At 47.3% G+C, this 19,223-nt stretch carries 14 protein-coding genes, 3 tRNA genes and 1 other annotated feature; of the genes, 1 reads left to right on the forward strand and 16 read right to left on the reverse strand.

From position 1 onward, the window contains the following. Positions 1-526 precede the first annotated feature (526 nt). The 15 genes from Afil_RS08665 to Afil_RS08735 all read right to left on the reverse strand — a co-directional run bounded on the left by Afil_RS08665 (position 527) and on the right by Afil_RS08735 (position 14,579). On the reverse strand, positions 527-1,171 hold the full coding sequence (locus Afil_RS08665) for a hypothetical protein (protein WP_230268168.1): 645 nt from the start codon (positions 1,169-1,171) through the stop codon (positions 527-529). Then, positions 1,172-2,494: a M18 family aminopeptidase gene (locus Afil_RS08670; RefSeq protein WP_230268169.1), complete on the reverse strand. Its 1,323-nt coding sequence runs from the start codon at positions 2,492-2,494 to the stop codon at positions 1,172-1,174. Between the two features lie 406 nt (positions 2,495-2,900). Further along, positions 2,901-4,361, reverse strand: a complete 1,461-nt coding sequence (locus Afil_RS08675) for an APC family permease (RefSeq protein WP_230268170.1) — start codon at positions 4,359-4,361, stop codon at positions 2,901-2,903. Positions 4,362-5,338: 977 nt separating this feature from the next. Beyond that, on the reverse strand, positions 5,339-6,523 hold the full coding sequence (gene tuf, locus Afil_RS08680) for an elongation factor Tu (RefSeq protein ID WP_230268171.1): 1,185 nt from the start codon (positions 6,521-6,523) through the stop codon (positions 5,339-5,341). Positions 6,524-6,594: 71 nt separating this feature from the next. Continuing rightward, positions 6,595-8,667 carry an elongation factor G gene (gene fusA / locus Afil_RS08685; protein WP_230268172.1) on the reverse strand — a complete coding sequence of 691 codons (2,073 nt, stop codon included), beginning with the start codon at positions 8,665-8,667 and terminating at the stop codon, positions 6,595-6,597. Positions 8,668-8,729: 62 nt separating this feature from the next. Next, complete coding sequence (rpsG, locus tag Afil_RS08690; protein ID WP_230226607.1) at positions 8,730-9,200, reverse strand: 30S ribosomal protein S7; 471 nt, start codon at positions 9,198-9,200, stop codon at positions 8,730-8,732. A 25-nt stretch (positions 9,201-9,225) separates the two neighbouring features. Further along, positions 9,226-9,639 carry a 30S ribosomal protein S12 gene (gene rpsL, locus Afil_RS08695; protein ID WP_230268173.1) on the reverse strand — a complete coding sequence of 138 codons (414 nt, stop codon included), beginning with the start codon at positions 9,637-9,639 and terminating at the stop codon, positions 9,226-9,228. 204 nt (positions 9,640-9,843) lie between these two features. Further along, a complete protein-coding gene (locus tag Afil_RS08700; RefSeq protein WP_230268174.1) occupies positions 9,844-10,554 on the reverse strand; it encodes an ATP-binding cassette domain-containing protein in 711 nt (236 codons plus the stop codon). Between the two features lie 90 nt (positions 10,555-10,644). Further along, positions 10,645-11,118 (reverse strand): hypothetical protein, encoded by a 474-nt coding sequence (locus tag Afil_RS08705; protein ID WP_230268175.1) that lies wholly within the window; start codon positions 11,116-11,118, stop codon positions 10,645-10,647. A gap of 696 nt (positions 11,119-11,814) precedes the next feature. After that, positions 11,815-12,186 carry a 50S ribosomal protein L7/L12 gene (rplL, locus tag Afil_RS08710; protein WP_230268176.1) on the reverse strand — a complete coding sequence of 124 codons (372 nt, stop codon included), beginning with the start codon at positions 12,184-12,186 and terminating at the stop codon, positions 11,815-11,817. 17 nt (positions 12,187-12,203) lie between these two features. Beyond that, positions 12,204-12,728, reverse strand: coding sequence for a 50S ribosomal protein L10 (rplJ, locus tag Afil_RS08715; RefSeq protein WP_230268177.1), 525 nt, complete (start codon positions 12,726-12,728; stop codon positions 12,204-12,206). A gap of 32 nt (positions 12,729-12,760) precedes the next feature. Then, positions 12,761-12,883 (reverse strand) — a sequence feature (ribosomal protein L10 leader region). Between the two features lie 28 nt (positions 12,884-12,911). After that, positions 12,912-13,595, reverse strand: coding sequence for a 50S ribosomal protein L1 (gene rplA, locus Afil_RS08720; RefSeq protein ID WP_230268178.1), 684 nt, complete (start codon positions 13,593-13,595; stop codon positions 12,912-12,914). Between the two features lie 12 nt (positions 13,596-13,607). Further along, positions 13,608-14,036, reverse strand: coding sequence for a 50S ribosomal protein L11 (gene rplK / locus Afil_RS08725; protein ID WP_230268179.1), 429 nt, complete (start codon positions 14,034-14,036; stop codon positions 13,608-13,610). A 272-nt stretch (positions 14,037-14,308) separates the two neighbouring features. Further along, positions 14,309-14,384 (reverse strand) — tRNA-Glu (locus tag Afil_RS08730). Positions 14,385-14,503: 119 nt separating this feature from the next. Next, a tRNA-Glu gene (locus Afil_RS08735) sits at positions 14,504-14,579 on the reverse strand. Between the two features lie 122 nt (positions 14,580-14,701). Between Afil_RS08735 and Afil_RS08740 the strand changes: the two genes are divergently transcribed. Continuing rightward, a tRNA-Ala gene (locus Afil_RS08740) sits at positions 14,702-14,777 on the forward strand. A gap of 470 nt (positions 14,778-15,247) precedes the next feature. Here Afil_RS08740 and Afil_RS08745 read toward each other — a convergent pair. Further along, positions 15,248-19,012 (reverse strand): beta-N-acetylglucosaminidase domain-containing protein, encoded by a 3,765-nt coding sequence (locus Afil_RS08745; protein ID WP_230268180.1) that lies wholly within the window; start codon positions 19,010-19,012, stop codon positions 15,248-15,250. Positions 19,013-19,223: the final 211 nt, after the last annotated feature.

The raw sequence follows: 19,223 nt of genomic DNA on the forward strand, positions 1-19,223 counted from the left end.
GCCCGCTATAAAGGGCCGCTCCAGAAATTTTCAATCGCTCATCGTCCAGCGACGTGTTTCGGGCCTTCGAAACGGCCAAATGTTTTTACCACCAAAAACGAATTTACACAAAATTTTTGACATGTCCTTCCGATCTCATGCTTCCGTCGCGGCGACTTTGCGTTTTCCTTTCTTATATTTATCTTATTTGCCTTATTTGCCGTATATGCGCTTCTTATATTTGCCCTCATATTCGCTTATTTGAATTTTTGCGCGTTCTTCCATATGTTCGCCTCGCTTGTATGCACGCTCTCCCCATTCATCCATATATAACGCAATTAAAGCGGCACATAGAATCTAGCCTGACCACGCAAAGTTCGGACCTTGGCAGACCGATCCCTCCATTCCAGCTCGATCTGCCTTTCACCTATCACTGTTCACGTATCATCCTCACCCCAGAAAGAGGATCGCAGCCCGGATCCGGAGCGTCTCTAGATGATCCGACTTCGCGTTCTGACAGATTCTTATATTAGAAAAAGCCTGAACGCTATTTTTTAGCGTTCAGGCTGATTTCTAAATGGTTTTCCTGAATAAATTTTTCCTGCATTTTCTTGAAACGCCAGAGGCTGAAGAAATAGGTGACCAGGAAAATCACAATCGAGCTGTCAAAATTGCGGAAGACCTGCATCATCAAAAACCAGAGGACGAGAGCCAGGACGTCGGTCAGAACCATCGGCCGCGTATTGCCGTACAGCTCAGCGGTCTGCAGCTGCGTTCTAAGGTTCAGGATGGCAAGCGCTGCACCAATGGCAGCAACGACGGCGTCCACCGAGAAGTTAACGAGATACTTTCCGAAAATGGCATTGCGGATGAAGGAGCAGAGCAGAACCATCGCAAACGCGGTCGTTATGCCGGATAGACGAAAGGTTCCTCGATCTTCAATCATCTGTTTTCTGGCAAAGTCCCGAAAGGAAGTGCTTCTCTTGCGGGAAAGCAGCTTTTCCGGAAGTTTGCGGTCTTCCAGTCTCTCCTGAGCCGCCCACCCGATCAGCAGATGCTTCATGCCGGCGCTCTCGTCGGTTCGATCGATCTGTTCGAGCGCTTTCTGATACGGAACATCGTCAATCAGGCCAGCGGTGTTGCTGGTAATCGATTTGGTCAGCCAGACCGGTTCTTTTTTCTTCTTCGCCATTTATTCGAAGCTTACGGAGTCTGCTCCGTCAATCTTGATATTGGTGCTGAAGTAAGTCTGCATCGCCTGGAAGAGATAGTACGGATCTTTGGCACCGCCGGTCTCAAAGGAAGAATGCATGGCCAGCTGAGCCAGTCCGATGTCAACAGCGTGTACAGATACCTGAGTATTGGAAAGGTTGCCCAGCGTCGATCCGCCGACAATATTCGAACGGTTTGCGAAGTTCTGTACAGGAACGCCGGCTTTTTCGCAGATCATTGTGAATACAGATCTCGAGAAGGCGTCGGTTGTGTACTTCTGGTTAGCGGCCTCTTTAATAATTGGGCCGTGGTTCATGTAAACCGTGTTTTCGCCGGCATCGGTTTTTTCCGGATGGTTTGGATGAACGGCATGGCCATTATCCGCCGATACGAGGAAGCTTGCGGATACGGCGCGGTAGTATTCTTCTTCCGTTTTGCCGAGCGCGCTGTTGATCCGACGGAGCACATCGTGCAGGAAGGTCGACATAGCGCCCTGCTTGGTGTTGGAGCCGACTTCTTCGTTGTCGAAGCAGCAGTAAACATCAATCTTGTTTCCGTGTTCTGCATTCAGGAAGCCCTGCAGAGTCGTATAGGCGCATTCGAGGTCGTCAAGTTTCGGGCTGGATACGAATTCATCCTTGTAGCCCCAGAGAATGCCTTTCTGACGGTTAACCAGGAACAGATCCTTGCCCTTGATGGCATTTACATCTACGCCAAGTTCGTCAGCAACCATCTGATTGAAGGAGCCTTTGGTCATTGCGCCGCAGGAGAACAGAGGGCACAGATCCACCTGACGGTTGAACGCGAAGCCTTCGTTGATCTCACGGTTGAAATGGATCGGCATGTTTGGAATGGTCAGAATATCCTGATCCATATAGAACAGACGGCTTTCGAGACCGTTGCCGGTATCGACCATGACACGTCCGGCAATAGTCAGAGGACGATCGAGCCATGTGGAATCGATCATTCCGCCGTACGCCTCGACGTTAAGACGGATGTATTCAGCCGGCCCGGTAATTTCCGGAACGGATTTGATTTTAAACGTTGGAGAATCGGTATGCGCTGCACTCATCTGGAAATGATAGTCAGTCAGATTTTCCGGAATCATGAACGCAATAATGGAACTGTTGTTGCGAATTGTATAGTAGCCTTTGCCTGGTTCAAGATTCCAGGCGTCTTTTTCTTTCAGCGCGCTGAATCCTTTGGCTTCAAGTTCAGCGGCAATGGAATGTACGGAATGAAACATGCTTGGGCACGCTGCAATAAAATCGGTCAGCTTGCCTGCAAATTCTTTGTAGGACATAAGTTTTCCTCCTTATCTAAGACAATACCATATCCAGCAGAAACAGGATGTCCTGGAAAAGCGACTCAAGTACAGAATGACAGTCCTGACTAAAACGAAAAACATCGCTGGTCTAATACGGTTTCCAGACTCCCTTTTCCTTCCTTGCGGGCGGTCTGTCTTTCTGAGCAGAAAGTGCGCCGAGCCGGTCGGTTCCCATTAAAGCCATGGTCAAAAATTATGGGCTGCATGCTTTCTCTCAGCGCAAGGACGCATTTGGCAGACAGTATCGGCAGCCAGATCACCAGATCTGCAGGACAGGGATGAAAAAAAGCGGAAAGCCCGAAGACATTCCGCTTTATATTCTCCGAATAAACTCAAATCCGCTCAAACCGAAGGGATTCGAATTCAGAAAGATCAGAGACGTTTATTTTACAATACCAGCTTTGCGATCTTCGGCCTTGCGGATTTCCGGCATGATCAGACCGAGAGCAAGCAGAACGAATGGCATCGCAATGTTCAGAATTGTACGTACGACATCGCCTTCTACATAAACACCGAGAATGCAGCAGAATGCGGTAACGAAGAAGCACCATGCACCAGCAACGATGGCGAAGGTTTTGTTTTTAACAAATACGTAATCGCTGTGGAATTTGTTTCCGGCTGTGCGCAGCATGATATATGCGAAGAATACCCAGAGGTAACGCATTGGCATGCAGACAGAGTTCAGTTTGGTCAGCCAGGTGATGATATCGGCTGCACCAGTTCCGAGCATCTGAATCAGAATGATCGAACCAGCCAGAACACCGATCAGCAGAATACCGTTGGTGTATGCACCGTATTTGTTCTGCTTGAGCAGACTCTTTGGAACATACTGACGAGCGGATTCATCGTCAAGAAGCATACGCAGAGGAGCATCGATGGAAAGAACGAGAGTAGAGAACTGACCGATCGCATTGCAGGCACCGTATACGATAACGAAGAAGTTGCCCAGGTGGTAGTATTCACCGAGTTTCTGGAAGGACATATAAGCACCGTTGGCGATGAACTGTTTCTGGAAATCCGGGTTGGCCAGATCTGCAGAGTTGAACATCATACCCATGGCGATGGTACCGAGGATAGCGCAGACCATAACCATGATTGCCAGGGAGATCATACCTTTCGGGAAGTCTTTACCAGGGTTTTTAACCTTATTTACATAAGGAGAAATCTTTTCACATCCTCCGACTGCGAATACAAGAATCGACAGAGACGTGAAGTACTGCCAGTTGAATGTCGGGATCAAACCTTCCCAGCTCCAGTCAATAGGAGCGAACGAAGCGGACGGGTTGATCGCCGGTGCTGCGAACATCATTACGATGTAGAGCAGAGACATTACGAACATACTCGATCCAGCTACGGAGGTTAGAGCCTTAAGCGGTGTCAGGCCGCGGGAAGCTACCCAGAGGAAGATGATGAAGACAACGAGAGTCGCCAGCTGTACCTGAATTGCAGGCAGGCTGTCATACCATTCGTTGGACAGGAACATCCATGCGAGAGCCTTCAGGCCGCCGCTTCCCTTCGAAGCAATGTAAGGGATATGGACTACCCAGTACGTATAACCAGCGTAATACGCCAGTTTAGGATTGGTTGTTTCCAGAACCCAGCTCGTTACACCGCCGCCGGCAGTTTTAAAAGCGGAACCAAGTTCACCAACCATTAATGCGTAAGGTACAAAGTACAGCAGGAACATCATTACCCATGAGAAGATTACCTGTGTGCCGTTGAAGTACCCAAAGCCGTTTACGACGTTACCAAATCCCCATACGGTTGAGAACGCCATGAACGCCAGAGTCAGCCAGGTGATTTTCTTAGTATCGGTTCCGGCTGAACTTTTCGTTTGGTTCATAATTTGAGAACACTCCTTTCTGACACATTATCCCATAAATATACGGATTTTGGGATAATCTAAGCGTTTAAAAACATTACATTTTCTCCTAAAGATCAAAATCTGCTCAGAACGTCAAAATAGAGCATTCCCGCCTCTTTTGATGCAAGGCATTCACTTAGCATGTGCGTTTACCATTATTACACATTTCAGATAAATTTTTCATAATTTCATTTTGTTTCATCACAAATTTTAACCAAATTTTTGTCAGGCAGGTTTCAAAATTGCCTTACTTGGCGTAAAAATGTAAAAAACAGTGAAAATCGACACTTTGTGCTCTCATTTTCGTTTTGTCAACACTTTATTTCGCGATTCGTAGACGGATGTTTTACATCTGTAAACAGTCTGTGTTCCATCACACATTCGCTTTTAACATTAAAAAGGGGACTCTGAATGGATTTTGTCTGCCGCTGCAGCATGCATGATCGTCTCAGCATTCGAAATCATCTCGGCATACAGTCAGAACTTTAATGCATTCCTCGTCTGGTCCGCTAGATCACGTTTTCCCTTCCGCTCGTACTAAAACCCTTGAGCTTGCAGTCAGAGATTTATGGTTGTCTCAATGGTTTTCCTGGTTCGGCAGAATAAGGCTCCAGAACAGCGTTCTGCTGCTCGTATATGAATGCGATACAGTTTTCCTGTTATTCTCTTCAAAACCGTCAGAAAGGCCTCATACGCTTTTCTAGACCGCAAGCTATGAATAAGGACCCAATTTCCCCAGCCATTGAATTTTTTCAAATATACAGTTGAGAGGAAATAAGAATTGCTAGAGGATCGTGTGTGCAGAGAGGCAGCCATTATCGGTCAGGCCCTGATTTCAACTGGCGAATCCGTCTCTTCTTGGTAGGCAAAAAACAAAAAAGGAGAACCCATTCGTAAGATTGGGTTCTCCTTAATTTTTTAGTTAGCTGAAAGCTTCGTCAGTTTCTGAACGTCGATTATTCAACGATTTCAGTAACGTTACCAGCGCCTACAGTGTGTCCGCCTTCACGAATAGAGAAGGTAGTACCGTTTTCGATAGCGATAGGAGCGATCAGTTCAACGGACATTTCAACGTTGTCGCCAGGCATAACCATTTCAACGCCTTCTGGCAGAGTGATTACACCAGTTACGTCAGTTGTACGGAAGTAGAACTGAGGACGGTAGTTGGAAACGAACGGTGTGTGACGTCCGCCTTCATCTTTGCTCAGTACGTAAACCTGAGCTTTGAATTTTGTGTGAGGATGAACGGATCCTGGTTTTGCCAGAACCTGTCCACGCTGTACTTCGTCACGTGCAACACCACGGAGCAGAGCACCGATGTTGTCACCAGCACGAGCTTCGTCGAGCTGTTTGTGGAACATTTCCAGACCAGTCAGTACAGTGGAGCGAGTTGGTTTGATACCAACGATTTCTACTGTGTCGGACAGGTGAGCAGTACCACGTTCTACACGACCTGTAGCAACGGTACCACGACCGGAAATTGTCATAACGTCTTCGACAGCCATCAGGAATGGTTTGTCGACATCACGAACTGGATCATCGATCCAGGAATCAACAGCGTCCATCAGTTCTTCGATAGCCGGTGTCCATTTCGGATCGCCTTCGAGAGCTTTCAGAGCGGATCCGCGGATGATTGGAGTGTCGTCGCCGTCGAATTCATATTCGTCGAGGAGTTCACGAATTTCCATTTCAACAAGGTCGATCAGTTCTTCGTCGTCAACCATGTCGCATTTGTTCAGGAATACAACCATTTTAGGTACGCCTACCTGACGAGCGAGCAGGATGTGCTCACGAGTCTGAGGCATAGGTCCGTCAGTGGCAGCTACAACGAGGATAGCGCCATCCATCTGAGCTGCACCAGTGATCATGTTCTTGATGTAGTCAGCGTGACCCGGGCAGTCTACGTGTGCATAGTGACGTTTGTCTGTCTGGTATTCAACGTGAGCGGTGTTGATGGTGATTCCACGTTCTTTTTCTTCTGGAGCACCGTCAATCTGATCGTAATCTGTTTTCTCAGCCATGCCTTTGCCGCTGAGAACGCTGGTGATTGCAGCAGTCAGAGTTGTTTTACCGTGGTCAACGTGTCCAATGGTACCAATGTTGACATGGGTTTTACTTCTGTCAAATTTTTGCTTAGCCATTATTTCCTCCTAGAGTTATTCAGACTGTTTCATTTTAAGGCTTTCGAATTTTAAAAGCAATAATGAGTATTTTACTTACCGGACTCGGCAATGATCTTCTCAGAAATCGACTTCGGTACTTCACTGTAGTGGTCGAATTTCATCGAGTAGTTGCCGCGGCCCTGGGTAAAGGAACGCAGGTCAGTTACATAGCCGAACATTTCTGACAGCGGGATGAATGCACGTACGATGACGGCATTTCCGCGTTCTTCCTGATCGTTGATCTGACCGCGACGGCTGGATACGTCGCCCATTACAGAACCAAGGTATTCTGCTGGTGCTGTAATTTCAACGAGCATGATTGGCTCGAGCAGTACAGGATCGCACTTCTTGGCAGCTTCACGAAGAGCCATGGAAGCAGCAATCTTGTAGGCCTGTTCGGAGGAGTCGACATCATGGTAGCTTCCGTCGAACAGAGTTGCTTTAACGTCAATCATCGGGTAGCCGGCGAGTACACCTTTTTCAAGAGCGTCCTGCAGACCTTCGTTGGTTGGCTTGATGTATTCCTTAGGTACGGTTCCACCAACAACAGCGTCGATGAATTCGTATCCTTTACCTTCTTCATTCGGTTCAAACTTGATCCATACGTGACCGTACTGACCTTTACCACCGGACTGACGGATGTATTTACCTTCACATTCCGCAGCTTTACGGATTGTTTCACGGTAAGCAACCTGCGGCTGGCCAATCTTCGCATCGACGTTGAATTCTCTGCGCAGACGGTCAACGATGATATCGAGGTGAAGTTCACCTACACCAGCGATAATGGTCTGTCCAGTTTCCTTATTTGTATAAGTTCTGAACGTAGGGTCTTCTTCAGCCAGTTTGGCAAGAGCCAGACCCATCTTGTCCTGGTCAGCTTTCGTCTTTGGTTCAAGGGACTGTTCAATAACAGGTTCCGGGAATTCCATCTTTTCAAGAATGATCGGATGGTCCGGCTCGCAGAGGCTGTCACCAGTTGTGGTGTTTTTCAGACCTACTGCTGCCGCAATGTCGCCTGCGAAAACCTGCGGGATTTCGTGACGGCTGTTGGCATGCATCTGCATGATACGGCCGAAACGTTCTTTCGTATCCTTTGTGGAGTTGAGAACGTAGCTTCCGGAATCAGCTGTACCGGAGTAAACGCGGAAGAACGTAAGTTTTCCGACGTATTTATCGGTCATGATTTTGAAAGCAAGCGCAGAGAACGGTTCTTCATCGGAAGGATGACGTTCATCCGGTTCGCCATCAAGAGTCGTACCTTTGATTGCCGGTACGTCAATCGGAGACGGGAGGTAGTCAACAACTGCGTCGAGCATTGGCTGAACGCCTTTGTCTTTATAAGCGGATCCGCAAAGAACCGGGAAGAATTCAACGTCGCATACCGCTTTACGGATAACGCGCTTGATATCTTCAATGGAAGGTTCTTCACCTTCGAGGACCTGCATCATCAGATCTTCATCAAAGTCAGACAGAGTTTCGAGGAGTTTCATGCGATACTCTTCAACCATGTCTACCATGTCTTCAGGGATAGGGCCATCTTCAACGATGATACCTTTGTCGCCTTTGTTATAGACCGCTTTGCGTTCGATCAGATCTACAAGACCTTCGAATTCACTTTCAGCGCCGATCGGCAGCTGAATTGGAGCAGCTTTAACGCCCAGGCGATCAACGATCGTCTGGCAGCTCATCAGGAAGTCAGCTCCTGTTGAGTCCATTTTATTTACGAATACAATACGGGGAACTCCGTATTCGGAGGCCTGACGCCATACTGTTTCAGTCTGTGGTTCAACACCGGCCTTGGCATCGAGGACTGTAACCGCACCATCGAGAACGCGCAGGGAACGTTCAACTTCTACTGTGAAGTCAACGTGGCCCGGAGTATCGATAATGTTGATTCGGTTGCCTCTCCAATGAACGGTTGTAGCCGCAGATGTAATCGTGATACCACGTTCAGCTTCTTGTTCCATCCAGTCCATTGTGGATGCGCCATCATGAGTTTCACCAATTCTGTGGTTAAGACCTGTGTAATACAGGATACGTTCAGTGGTGGTTGTTTTGCCGGCGTCGATATGTGCCATGATACCGATATTACGGGTATTTTCTAATGAATATTCTCTTGGCATAATTCGACATCCTTTCTAGAGCTCCGATTGCCGTTTTTAATAACAGCTGAATCGGATGCAGACTACCAGCGGTAGTGAGCAAAAGCCTTGTTGGCTTCCGCCATGCGATGAACGTTGTCGCGCTGTTTTACCGATGCACCCACACCGTTAGCGGCATCGATGATTTCAGCAGCAAGTCGCTGTTCCATCGTTTTTTCGTTACGCAGGCGTGCGTAGTTCACGAGCCAGCGCAGTCCAAGTGTCAGACGGCGTTCTTCAGATACTTCAACTGGTACCTGGTAGTTCGCACCGCCTACACGGCGAACCTTAAGTTCGAGCTGAGGCATAATGTTGCCCAGCGCCTGTTCAAAAACTTCCATTGGCTGTTTGCCAGTCTTAACCTCGACAATGTCGAAGGCGTTGTACAGAATTTTCTGTGCAGTTCCACGTTTTCCGTCAATCATGATTTTGTTAATTAAACGAGTGACGAGTTTGGAATTGTAAATAGGATCTGGAAGTACATCCCGTTTTGCAATATGTCCTTTTCTTGGCATCTTTTATTCTCCTTTCACGATTGACTTATTTCTTAGGTTTCTTGGTTCCGTAAAGAGAGCGGCTCTGACGACGGTCCGTTACACCTGCGCAGTCAAGAGTACCGCGAACGATATGGTAACGTACACCAGGCAGGTCTTTAACACGACCGCCGCGGATCAGTACTACCGAGTGCTCCTGGAGGTTGTGTCCGATACCTGGAATGTAAGCAGTAACTTCCATTCCGTTGCTAAGACGTACACGAGCATATTTACGAAGAGCAGAGTTAGGTTTCTTCGGAGTCATTGTTCCGACACGGGTGCAGACGCCGCGTTTCTGCGGGCTGGACAGGCTTGTCGGTCTGGACTTCAATGAGTTGTATCCGCGGTTCAGTGCAGGAGATTTAGACATGTTCTCGCTGGACTGACGGCCTTTGCGAATTAACTGATTAATAGTAGGCATTTCTTCTCCTTATCTACTTGTATCAACTTATTCATGCGAACGAATCCGGGTGGACCATTTTTCGTCCTTTTAAAAGCGGGAATCTATCCCGCGCATGCTTTGACAGTTTAGTAGATCACAAAATATATGTCAATCACAAAAAATCATGAAAATTATGAAACTGTTTTGTAACCGGAATTTTCACTCTCAGACCACTTTTCGCCCTTACTCATCGCCCTTCCTAACTGAGTCAGCCGATACGTAAGTATTTTCTATCGGCTTTTCCCGGTCTGAATTTTGTAAAAAGACAATTCGGGCATTCATATATTCTGCTTCCCGAAGATCATGCGTTGCAAAGACGATTGCGAACCCCATCTGTTTCTGCAGCTGCAGAAGCGTATCCATAAGCACGTAACGCAGCTTTTCATCCAGCGCATGGAAAGTCTCATCCAGAAGAAGCAGATCCGGATTCTTCATCATGGCGCGAGCGAGTGCTGTGCGTTTCCGCTGACCAGCTGACAAAGTCCCTGCTTTCTGTTTCAGAAAGGTATCACAGTGAAAAATCGATGCCCAGTTCCTGGCGGCGTTCGTTCGTAAGGCGCGCGGAATCGTTCCCCAGTCGCATCCCAGACAAATGTTTTCGAGTGTACTGAGACAGGGATACAGCCGATCATCATCAAATACCATGGATACCGTTCCGACTCGATCCAGTGTTCCTTGATTTGGATCAATCAGTCCGGCCAGAACGCGGAGCACGGTACTTTTCCCGATTCCAGAAGGACCGCACAGCGCTACTCTTCCTTTACGGCAAACTGTAAGCGAAAAATCTTCAAGGATCGTTTTCCCGCCAAGAGTAACATTGATTTTTTGGGCTGTGATTAAAGTCTCATAAGAATCATCCTGTTTTTTCTCGATGCCCGTCGTATCGTAGTCCATTTTCAAGCTTCCTCATGTTTGTCTATGGAATTACGATAACAAAAAAGCCCGTCGAGCGGGCTTTTGTATTTCTTTTCAATTATTGCTTTCTTACTGGAATCTGAATCCGAACTTTGCAAGATAATCGTAAACCTGATCCATGTTGGTTTGAGAGATCTCTCTTACGACGATCATGTTGTTGTTCTTTGCATCAAAAGCCACGATTGCATTTACGTAGTTGATGGAGTTGTTGAATACTGCAACGCTGCCAGCTCCGTTTTCCTGTTCTGCAAGCATGTAGTAATCCGACTGCGTCATAACTGCTTTTTCCTGGTCATAGGCTTCAACAGCACTCATCAGGTCATCAAAACGAGTAACACTTACATTTGCACCGCCGTCTTCACCAACAGCCTTGAAGCTGACTTTATTGCCATTTTCTGTAACGTCTTCTACCGAATAGCCATAAGCACCAAATTCCTGAACCGCCGCTTCAGATACCTCGCTGTTTGTCTGGGCTGCTGCAGCGCATCCTGTAAGGGAAAGAACCATAGCCGCTGCGGCAATAGATTTTGTAAACTTGTTCATGTTTTTATGTCTCCTTCTTTATTTCGCCTTTATTATAGGAACTTCCGTGAAGGAGAAAAGAAATTTGGCCTGTTTATTTTAAGTTTTTCCGGTTGATATCTAACTATAATTTATGTATTCGTTTACATGAGAATTCTTAATGCGAATTTTGCAGATATGTATCCTCTTTCACCTTTCACGCATAGCAGAGTTGTCAATAGCGATTAGTCAATTTATTGGATTCTGCGTGAATTTGATCGGTTTTCTGCTGTTTTGCAAATTTATCCAGAAATGGATATGTACATGTTTTTCCAGGCCCAGATATCGGATTCAACAAGTGCTGCTATTTTTGATCGCTTTCTTTCTTCAACGTTTCCGGTGATCAAACTGACATCGTTTATATGATTTGCTATAATAAAGCCGCTCAAGGAATTACATTTTTCCTACATCTGAGATATGGGATTTCGGATGCTCTTGCCGGTGTCGAATACCAGCAATAAGCTGCTTTTTCGCGGATGAAGCTGGGATCCTAAACGCAATGGCAGAAAACCCACCTGTACATACAACAGGCAAAAATCTCATTTCTTGAGTGACCGGAGTGATCCGGTCTTTTTTTTGCCCTGGTTTTTCCGGCCGAAAGAAAAGAGCGAGGCCCCGAAAGGCTTCGCTCTTTTTTTAATTGTGTTAAAAGTAGAATTCGTGCGTCTGTGGAACCAATTACTTGATTTCGACAGTAGCGCCAGCTTCCATGAGTTTTTCTTTGATCTTTTCTGCTTCATCAGGAGAGATGTTCTCTTTGATAACAGCAGGAACAGCATCAACGAGTTTCTTAGCGTCGATCAGACCGAGACCAGTGAGTTCACGTACGGCTTTGATAACCTGTACTTTGGTTCCGCCAACGTTAGTCATCGTTACGGTTACTTCGCTTGGTTCGTCGTTAGCAGCAGTGTCAGCAGCAGCTGGACCAGCAGCTACAGCAGCAGCTACAACGCCGAATTTTTCTTCGATTGCTTTTACGAGTTCGTTCAGTTCAAGGATTGTTGCTTCTTCGAGATAGGACAGGATTTCGTCCTGAGTCAGTTTAGCCATGTTAAGTTTTCCTCCAATTACGCTGCAGCTTCTTCTGCAGGGGCTTCGCCTGCCTGACCTTTTTTCTCAGCAAGAGCTTTGATGGTCAGAGCAAACTTGATAACAGGTGCATTCAGGGTAGATGCAAATTTTGCGAGCATGCCTTCTTTGTTAGGCAGACCAGCGAGAGTTTTGATTGTTGCTTCGTCTACTACGGCACCGTCTACAATGCCGCTTTTCAGAATCAGCTTGTCGTGAGTTTTTGCGAAATCAGCGAGGACGCGAGCAGGAGCTACCTGATCGTGGCCGAATGCGAGTGCGTTCGGTCCTTTGAGTGCAGCATCCAGACCGTCGAGGCCAAGCTGTTCAACAGCGCGCTGAGCGATGGTGTTTTTGTAAACCTTCATCTCAACGTTTTCGTTGCGGAGAGCATGTCGGAGTTCTGTGATCTCCGCTACGGTAAGTCCGCGATACTCAACTACGACAACAGAGCTAGAATCAGAAATCTTTTTCGAGAGCTCAGCAACATCAGCTTCCTTTTGAGCAAGGACATCTTTGTTCATGAGTTTTCCTCTGCTTTCTGTATATTGCATCAATATTCAAAGATAAAGCCCGCGCGTGCGGGCTTGAATGGCATATGAAAATAATGCTCTTCAATCCCTCGGTAACATGATTAAGCTTTCGCCGTTACTGTCTTTGGAATATTGAAACAATCAAATAGTACGGTTGAAGATTGCGCTTGTCAATTACTTCATTTCAACATGGATACCAGGACCCATAGTTGTGGAAAGAACAAGGTTCTTCATGTAAGTGCCTTTAACTTTGGATGGACGAGCTTTTTTGATTACTTCGTAAACTGCGTTGAAGTTTTCAACGAGCTTGTCGTTGTCAAAGGATACTTTTCCGATCAGTACGTTGATGTTGCCGGCTTTGTCAACACGGTAAGTGATTTTACCTTTTTTAACTTCGTTAACAGCGTTAGCAATATCCATCGTTACTGTACCGGTTTTTGGGTTAGGCATCAGACCTTTAGGTCCGAGTACGCGTCCCAGACGGCCCAGTTTACCCATCATGTTCGGAGTGGCGATAAGAACATCAAAATCGAACCATCCGCCCTGGATTTTCTGGATCAGTTCGTCAGAGCCTACAAAATCCGCACCGGCATCCTCAGCTTCTTTTGCTTTGTCGCCTTCAGCAACAACAGCAACGACCTGGGATTTGCCAGTTCCGTTCGGGAGAACCATTGCGCCGCGGATCTGCTGGTCAGCATGACGCGGGTCAACGTTCAGGTTGAAAGATACTTCAACTGTTTCGTCGAATTTAGCGGAGCTGGCTTTTTTAGCCAGATCAACAGCTTCTTCAACGGTATATACTTTAGAGCGATCGATCTGATCTTTCGCTGCCGCATAGCGTTTACTTACTTTTGCCATTGGTCTTCCTCCTTATCCTTCGTATCCTGTAACTTTGATACCCATGTTCTTTGCAGTACCGGCAATGATCTTCATAGCAGCTTCAATGTCGTTAGCGTTCAGATCGGGCATTTTGTATTCAGCAATTTCTTTAAGCTGGTCAACAGTGATTGTTCCAGCAGTCTGTTTCTGGTCGCCGCTTGCTTTTGCAACGCCTGCTGCCTTTTTAATCATCTGAGCAGCCGGAGTTGTTTTCAGCACGAAGTCAAAGCTCTTGTCTTCGTAAGCAGTGATCACAACAGGCACGATATCGCCGCGGCGTTCTTTGGTTGCATCGTTAAATGCAGAGCAGAACTGCGGCATGTTGATTCCAACACCTGCGAGGCCTGGACCTGGTTTGGCTCCGCCAGCAGGGAACTGGAGTTTTACAACTTTGGTAATCTTTTTCTTTTTCTTAGCCATAAGACTCTCCTCCTGTATTGGTCTTATGCAGTGGTTTACGGACACGAAAGACGCGTCCTCCCACGCATGCCTTGAACATATTACTCGGAAAGAACCTTTTTTGCAATCGATAGAAATGGGAAAAGAGTGTGAAAAAGCGTCAAAATCCCCCATAGATAGGGCAAGTTCGATGCTTTCAAATACGTCAGTATCCCAGATCTGGATCACACTGCCATTCTGCAGAGTTTGTATTATATAAAAAAACTCCGGGATCTACCCGGAGGAATTTTCAATGGTGACGCGTACGGGATTCGAACCCGTGAATGTATGCGTGAAAGGCATATGAGTTAACCGTTTCTCCAACGCGCCGTTTGCTTTTTTGCCTCGATCGGCTTCGTTATAATATCACAATCCAATGCATTTGCAACTAAAAAAGAAAAAATACTTTAAGCACAAAAAAACCCGGATATCTCCGGGTGAATTTTCTATGGTGACGCGTACGGGATTCGAACCCGTGAATGTATGCGTGAAAGGCATATGAGTTAACCGTTTCTCCAACGCGCCGTCGTCTTAGTGCTTAATCATAATATCATCTGTTCTATAGAATGCAAATAAAATGTACTCTTCAAAAATAAAAATTTAAGGCCTTCAAATTCTATCAGTTTTTGATATACTTTGACTTGCACGGGGTGTTAGCTCAGTTGGGAGAGCGCTTGCTTCGCATGCAAGAGGTCAGGGGTTCGAATCCCCTACGCTCCACCACCGAAAACAAAAGGTTGCAACAGATCAAATCTGCTGCAACCTTTTTGCTTTTGCTCTCCTTTGCAAGCATTGGGACAGCCAAGAATCGGGTCCCCGTACACTGAGACAGCGAGGATCGCTCCCCCAAATTCTGAGATTCCGTCCATACAGTCTTCACCAAAGGAACGATCGAAGGATCACCCCCGCGGATGCGGGGACAACAGAAATCAAAACCAAAAAGGGCAGCGACAGACAGGATCTCTCAAGCTCCATGTGGACATCACTTGATGACTGCTTTGCTTATCCCAGTAGTTTCCATGAACATTTTAGCATATCTCTCGTGATTTCTATCCTAAAATCAATTTATTTTGATTTTATATGTCATTCATTTCGCCAATAAAAGGCAAAAAGCGCAGGGCACCGGTAGATGGTGACCTGCGCTTTAGCGTAACACAAGCTTGTTATTTACTATTTCTTCCCAAAATCAGCGATCAGCGATTTAAAGCGTCGATTTTTTCTGCATCTGGGGCAAGGCGTAAAGCAAGAAGATCGCGATTCAGATCTTCGGCTGCCTCGTTCACTGCAGCCTGATCAGCGTTCGTATTGTTATAAACGGTCTGCGCAGCGCGGATCTGACTAGTCCACTGCTCCAACGCCTGGCCTTCAAGTGCGTAGTCGGAAAGTTTGATTCCTTTGGCTTTAGTCAGCACTGTGCTGAGCTGAGACTTTTCTGCGGTGTCCCCGGTCATCACGATCTCGTAGATTTTTGGTTTTGGCTGATCGGCGCTCCAGTTTACACGCACACGAAGGGCTTTCTTTGTACCATCGAGCGCAAAGCGGTTCACCGATTTTTCCAGAGTTCCCAGATCTGTCCACTCTTCATCTCCTTCATAGAGGACTTTAACAGCCGCATTGGAGAAGTTTTCCGCGTCCTGCACGATAGTCAGGCAAGGCAGCTCGTTCTTTTCGGGAATGACATACTCAAAGGATCCTGCCGGCGCTTTCGGTTCAAAGCATGTTGTCAGATCGTTGTCTGCCGCAAGCTGCATATTTTCTTCCGTACCTGTAAACAGAGACGGAACGTCTTCCGGAAGCGGTGCATCATTGAGTAAAATCTCATGCAGTTTCAGGTAGGCTGACTGCTCCGTTGCTTCCTCTTTGGCACTGTCCGTAACATCGATTCGAATGTAACGAATCCGCGAGCCGTCACCTTCTGTACGCTGGTAGCGCAGTGCGCTGTCAATTACGGTCTTGTCATCCGCGGCATTGACAGTCATGACTTTTTTCCAGTCTGTTCCATTGGCGGAAACCGAAATATCACCATGGTAAAGACGCGGGCGATTTTCGGCCATATAAATCGAAAGCGCGTTAAACGGCAGTTCGCGGCCCAGATCAATCATGATACTCTGCCCAGCCGCCTGATTGACGCTTGTCCATGCATACGTCGTCAAATTGCCGTCGGTCAAAGCAGACCAGGAGCCCTCTTTGAGCGGTAAATCGGAAGTAACCGTCGGAACCACACCCGTTGTTTTCATCAGGTTCAGGGCAAAATCAGCAGGAAGCACAACTTCCGCATTCGTGGTATTTCGTACCCGCGCAAAACGAACGGTCTCTCGTCCGGAAATCGTCTCTCTGCTCCAGGCTGTACCATCCAGCGAGTATTCCAGGACGCAGCCCGATGGGGCCTGTGCAGCCTGCAAGGCGGAAATGAAGATCGGATCGGTCAGTTTCACACCGATGGACTGACCCGCCTCAAGAGTCAAAGCGGAATTTGTTTTCAGTGTGACTGTGCTGTCTGTCGATTCAATCGAAGCTGAACCGGCATTTTCCTGCGTCGAATAAATTTGTGCAGGGGTGTTAGCGGACTTATTTACCGTGAACTCGCGAACGCGGGTCCAGAAATCGTGCTTGTTCGGGTTGTTCGGGTCTGTAAATCCAGTAACGCGAAGTCGAATGTAGCGGGCGCGAACATCCAGATTTTTGCGTACGATACGGCTTTCGTTGATATTTTCTTCAATCGGTGTCCAGTTTTCGCCGTCTGCAGAGTATTCAAGAGTGGATTCGTGGAAGCGGTCATGATGCGTATCCGTTTCGCCCTGAATAATTTCCACATCATGGATATTCAGCATACGGCCTAAATCGAGACCATAGTAGTCACCAGCGGTCTGGACACTATTCCAGGAAGCAAACGTCGTTTCATCGCCGTCGATCATTTTTTGCGTATTGGTGTTTTCTCCAAAGCTGGAAATTACAGAAGGCGTAAAGCCGTCGTAGTCCGGATTCAGGTTGAGCAGGATTTCATTGGACATTTTCGTCAGCAGATTCTTCACAAACGGATAGAGCCGCTTCGATCCGCCCTTAGCCGTCTTATCGGCATATTCGCGCGGACTGTTATCGTCCCATTTGGCGAATTCTTCGTTGGCTTTGCTGAGGTGAATCCAGGCGTTTTCCATATCGCCTGCGCTGAACGCCGTATAGGCATCCATGGCCGCGATGCCGGCTTTCGCCACCGCGTCGAGCGAATTGAGCCACGGATTCAGATCCGAAAGAAGCGCTTCGCTTCCGTTGGCTTTCATATCGGCAACGGCTGCCGTAATGGCCTTGAACTCGTCATACACGGCCGCAAACTCTTCAGAACTCTCTGCGGGAATTCCGCTGTTCAGTCTGTTCTGAAGCGTTTCCAGACTTTCTTTCAGGTCTTCCGATTCCGGGAAACCGCCTGGATAGCGTCCGGAGTCCGGACAGTTCGACAGATGTCTTGCCACAACCGCATAGCTGTCTGCCACTTCCGGTTCGATGTACTTAAAGCTGTTTTTCCAGATCGTATCGACGTTCTCGGAAAAGTTCTGCGTATTCCACAGCCAGCTCATAAGCTGGAAATAAGCGACCTTATTCGCTTCCGGATAATTGACCGGATTGGACATCAGACCTTTTGTATGCTGGAGATTATCGGCGGTCGAGAAATAAAAATCGATATTGCCGAGATAAATACCGGCTTTATCGTGCTCGGAGCACGGATAGTTGAGCCAGTTGACGATTTCATGACCGGATCGTTCGTAGACCCAGTCAATATCCGTCTGCGTTACTGGGCAGTTTACGCGTTCTCCTGTCCAGTACAGAAGAATATGGTCGTCGAGATTATTTTTATAGGCGTTCAGCTCATTGGTAACTGTGGCTTCCGCTGCCCAGGTCCGGTTGTAGTTGATCGGGCAGTAAACCAACGGTCCGCAGTCACCCTTTGCTTTCAGCCAGGCGTTTACATCGTTCAGAAAGAGCGCGATATCCGCGGGGGCTCCGCTGTTGTAGTCATCGTTCAAAATGTGGAAATCGCGTACTCCGATGTCATACAGCTGCTGGAATTTTGCAAGCAGTGCAGCCAGCCGCTCCTGATATACACCGTAGTTTGCACTGTCTCTTTGCGGCGAAGCACCGTTTAAAAAGGCCGATTTTCCGGCATGGAACGACCACGCATAGCGAACCTTGCTGGCTTTGGCCACATCGACAAGGTGCTTAATCTGATTGAGCTCTTCCTGCGGATACTGCGCTTGCCAGTTTGAACCGCCGTGATACGGGTCGGTCTTGGACGCGAAGACATACATATTGCCTTTTACCTTGCGCAGAAAGCGAATCTGCGTCTCGCGGTCTTCGTAGCTGAATCCGCCGTAAAAGCCTTCGATAAATCCGCGCAGTTCCTTATCGGCATAGTCTTCAATCGATACTTTCTTAAGCTGATTGCCTTCAAAGGAAGAGAACATCATTTCCAGCGAGGACAGACCGTAAAAAGCAGCATCGGTGTCCTTGCCCACAATCGCAATTACACTCGTGTTTCCATCCTGATCGACATCAAGCGCGTAGGCGTCGGTCTTTTCAAACAGATCGGCACTCAGCTGTTCGTTGGCATCAAACCAGGCATCAGCGGCACCGTTGGAATCATGAACGCCCAGAAGAATGTTCGTCTTTCCGCTCACAGCTTCACTTCCGGTTGTGGCGGTCAGTCCGTTTTCTTTCAGAATTTCCTGAAGATAGTCTTTGGTGTACTGATCAATATCATTTTCATAGACAACGTTCACCTCGTTTGAAACGGTGAACTTGTCCGATGCAGGATATTCCACGGAATGCGGAATCGGATAGACTTCATAACGATCTGTTTCCGGCTCTGCTTCCGGCGTTTCCACAGCGAGCACGGGTGCAGAAGGAAGCGGCAGCATCGCTGCGCTGACCAGAGCCGCAAGCAGACGCGAGGTATATTTTTTCATCCCAATATTTCCTTTCTCATTTGAAACGGGCTCCCCTTTTAGCCCGAACGGGGAGTTTATTTCTTTTTTAGTTTACCAAATACGCAATGTCATTAAGTTAAGGAGGGATAAAAATCGTATACCCTGTTCATGAGCGTTGTCATTTCTTATATTTTGCGTCTCAGGCATGACGAAAAGGATGATTTTCTACCTGTTGAAAAAATCATCCTGA

It is taken from the genome of Allobaculum fili (genome assembly GCF_020969955.1).
GTDB lineage: Bacteria > Bacillota_I > Bacilli_A > Erysipelotrichales > Erysipelotrichaceae > Allobaculum > Allobaculum fili.

Coding starts and splice junctions, on each gene's coding strand:
- rplL (WP_230268176.1), bottom strand. CDS start 12,186: ATGGCTAAACTGACTCAGGACGAAATCCTGTCCTATCTCGAAGAAGCA.
- Afil_RS08700 (WP_230268174.1), bottom strand. CDS start 10,554: ATGGACTACGATACGACGGGCATCGAGAAAAAACAGGATGATTCTTAT.
- Afil_RS08745 (WP_230268180.1), bottom strand. CDS start 19,012: ATGAAAAAATATACCTCGCGTCTGCTTGCGGCTCTGGTCAGCGCAGCG.
- Afil_RS08675 (WP_230268170.1), bottom strand. CDS start 4,361: ATGAACCAAACGAAAAGTTCAGCCGGAACCGATACTAAGAAAATCACC.
- rpsL (WP_230268173.1), bottom strand. CDS start 9,639: ATGCCTACTATTAATCAGTTAATTCGCAAAGGCCGTCAGTCCAGCGAG.
- rpsG (WP_230226607.1), bottom strand. CDS start 9,200: ATGCCAAGAAAAGGACATATTGCAAAACGGGATGTACTTCCAGATCCT.
- Afil_RS08665 (WP_230268168.1), bottom strand. CDS start 1,171: ATGGCGAAGAAGAAAAAAGAACCGGTCTGGCTGACCAAATCGATTACC.
- fusA (WP_230268172.1), bottom strand. CDS start 8,667: ATGCCAAGAGAATATTCATTAGAAAATACCCGTAATATCGGTATCATG.
- tuf (WP_230268171.1), bottom strand. CDS start 6,523: ATGGCTAAGCAAAAATTTGACAGAAGTAAAACCCATGTCAACATTGGT.
- rplK (WP_230268179.1), bottom strand. CDS start 14,036: ATGGCTAAGAAAAAGAAAAAGATTACCAAAGTTGTAAAACTCCAGTTC.
- rplA (WP_230268178.1), bottom strand. CDS start 13,595: ATGGCAAAAGTAAGTAAACGCTATGCGGCAGCGAAAGATCAGATCGAT.
- Afil_RS08705 (WP_230268175.1), bottom strand. CDS start 11,118: ATGAACAAGTTTACAAAATCTATTGCCGCAGCGGCTATGGTTCTTTCC.
- Afil_RS08670 (WP_230268169.1), bottom strand. CDS start 2,494: ATGTCCTACAAAGAATTTGCAGGCAAGCTGACCGATTTTATTGCAGCG.
- rplJ (WP_230268177.1), bottom strand. CDS start 12,728: ATGAACAAAGATGTCCTTGCTCAAAAGGAAGCTGATGTTGCTGAGCTC.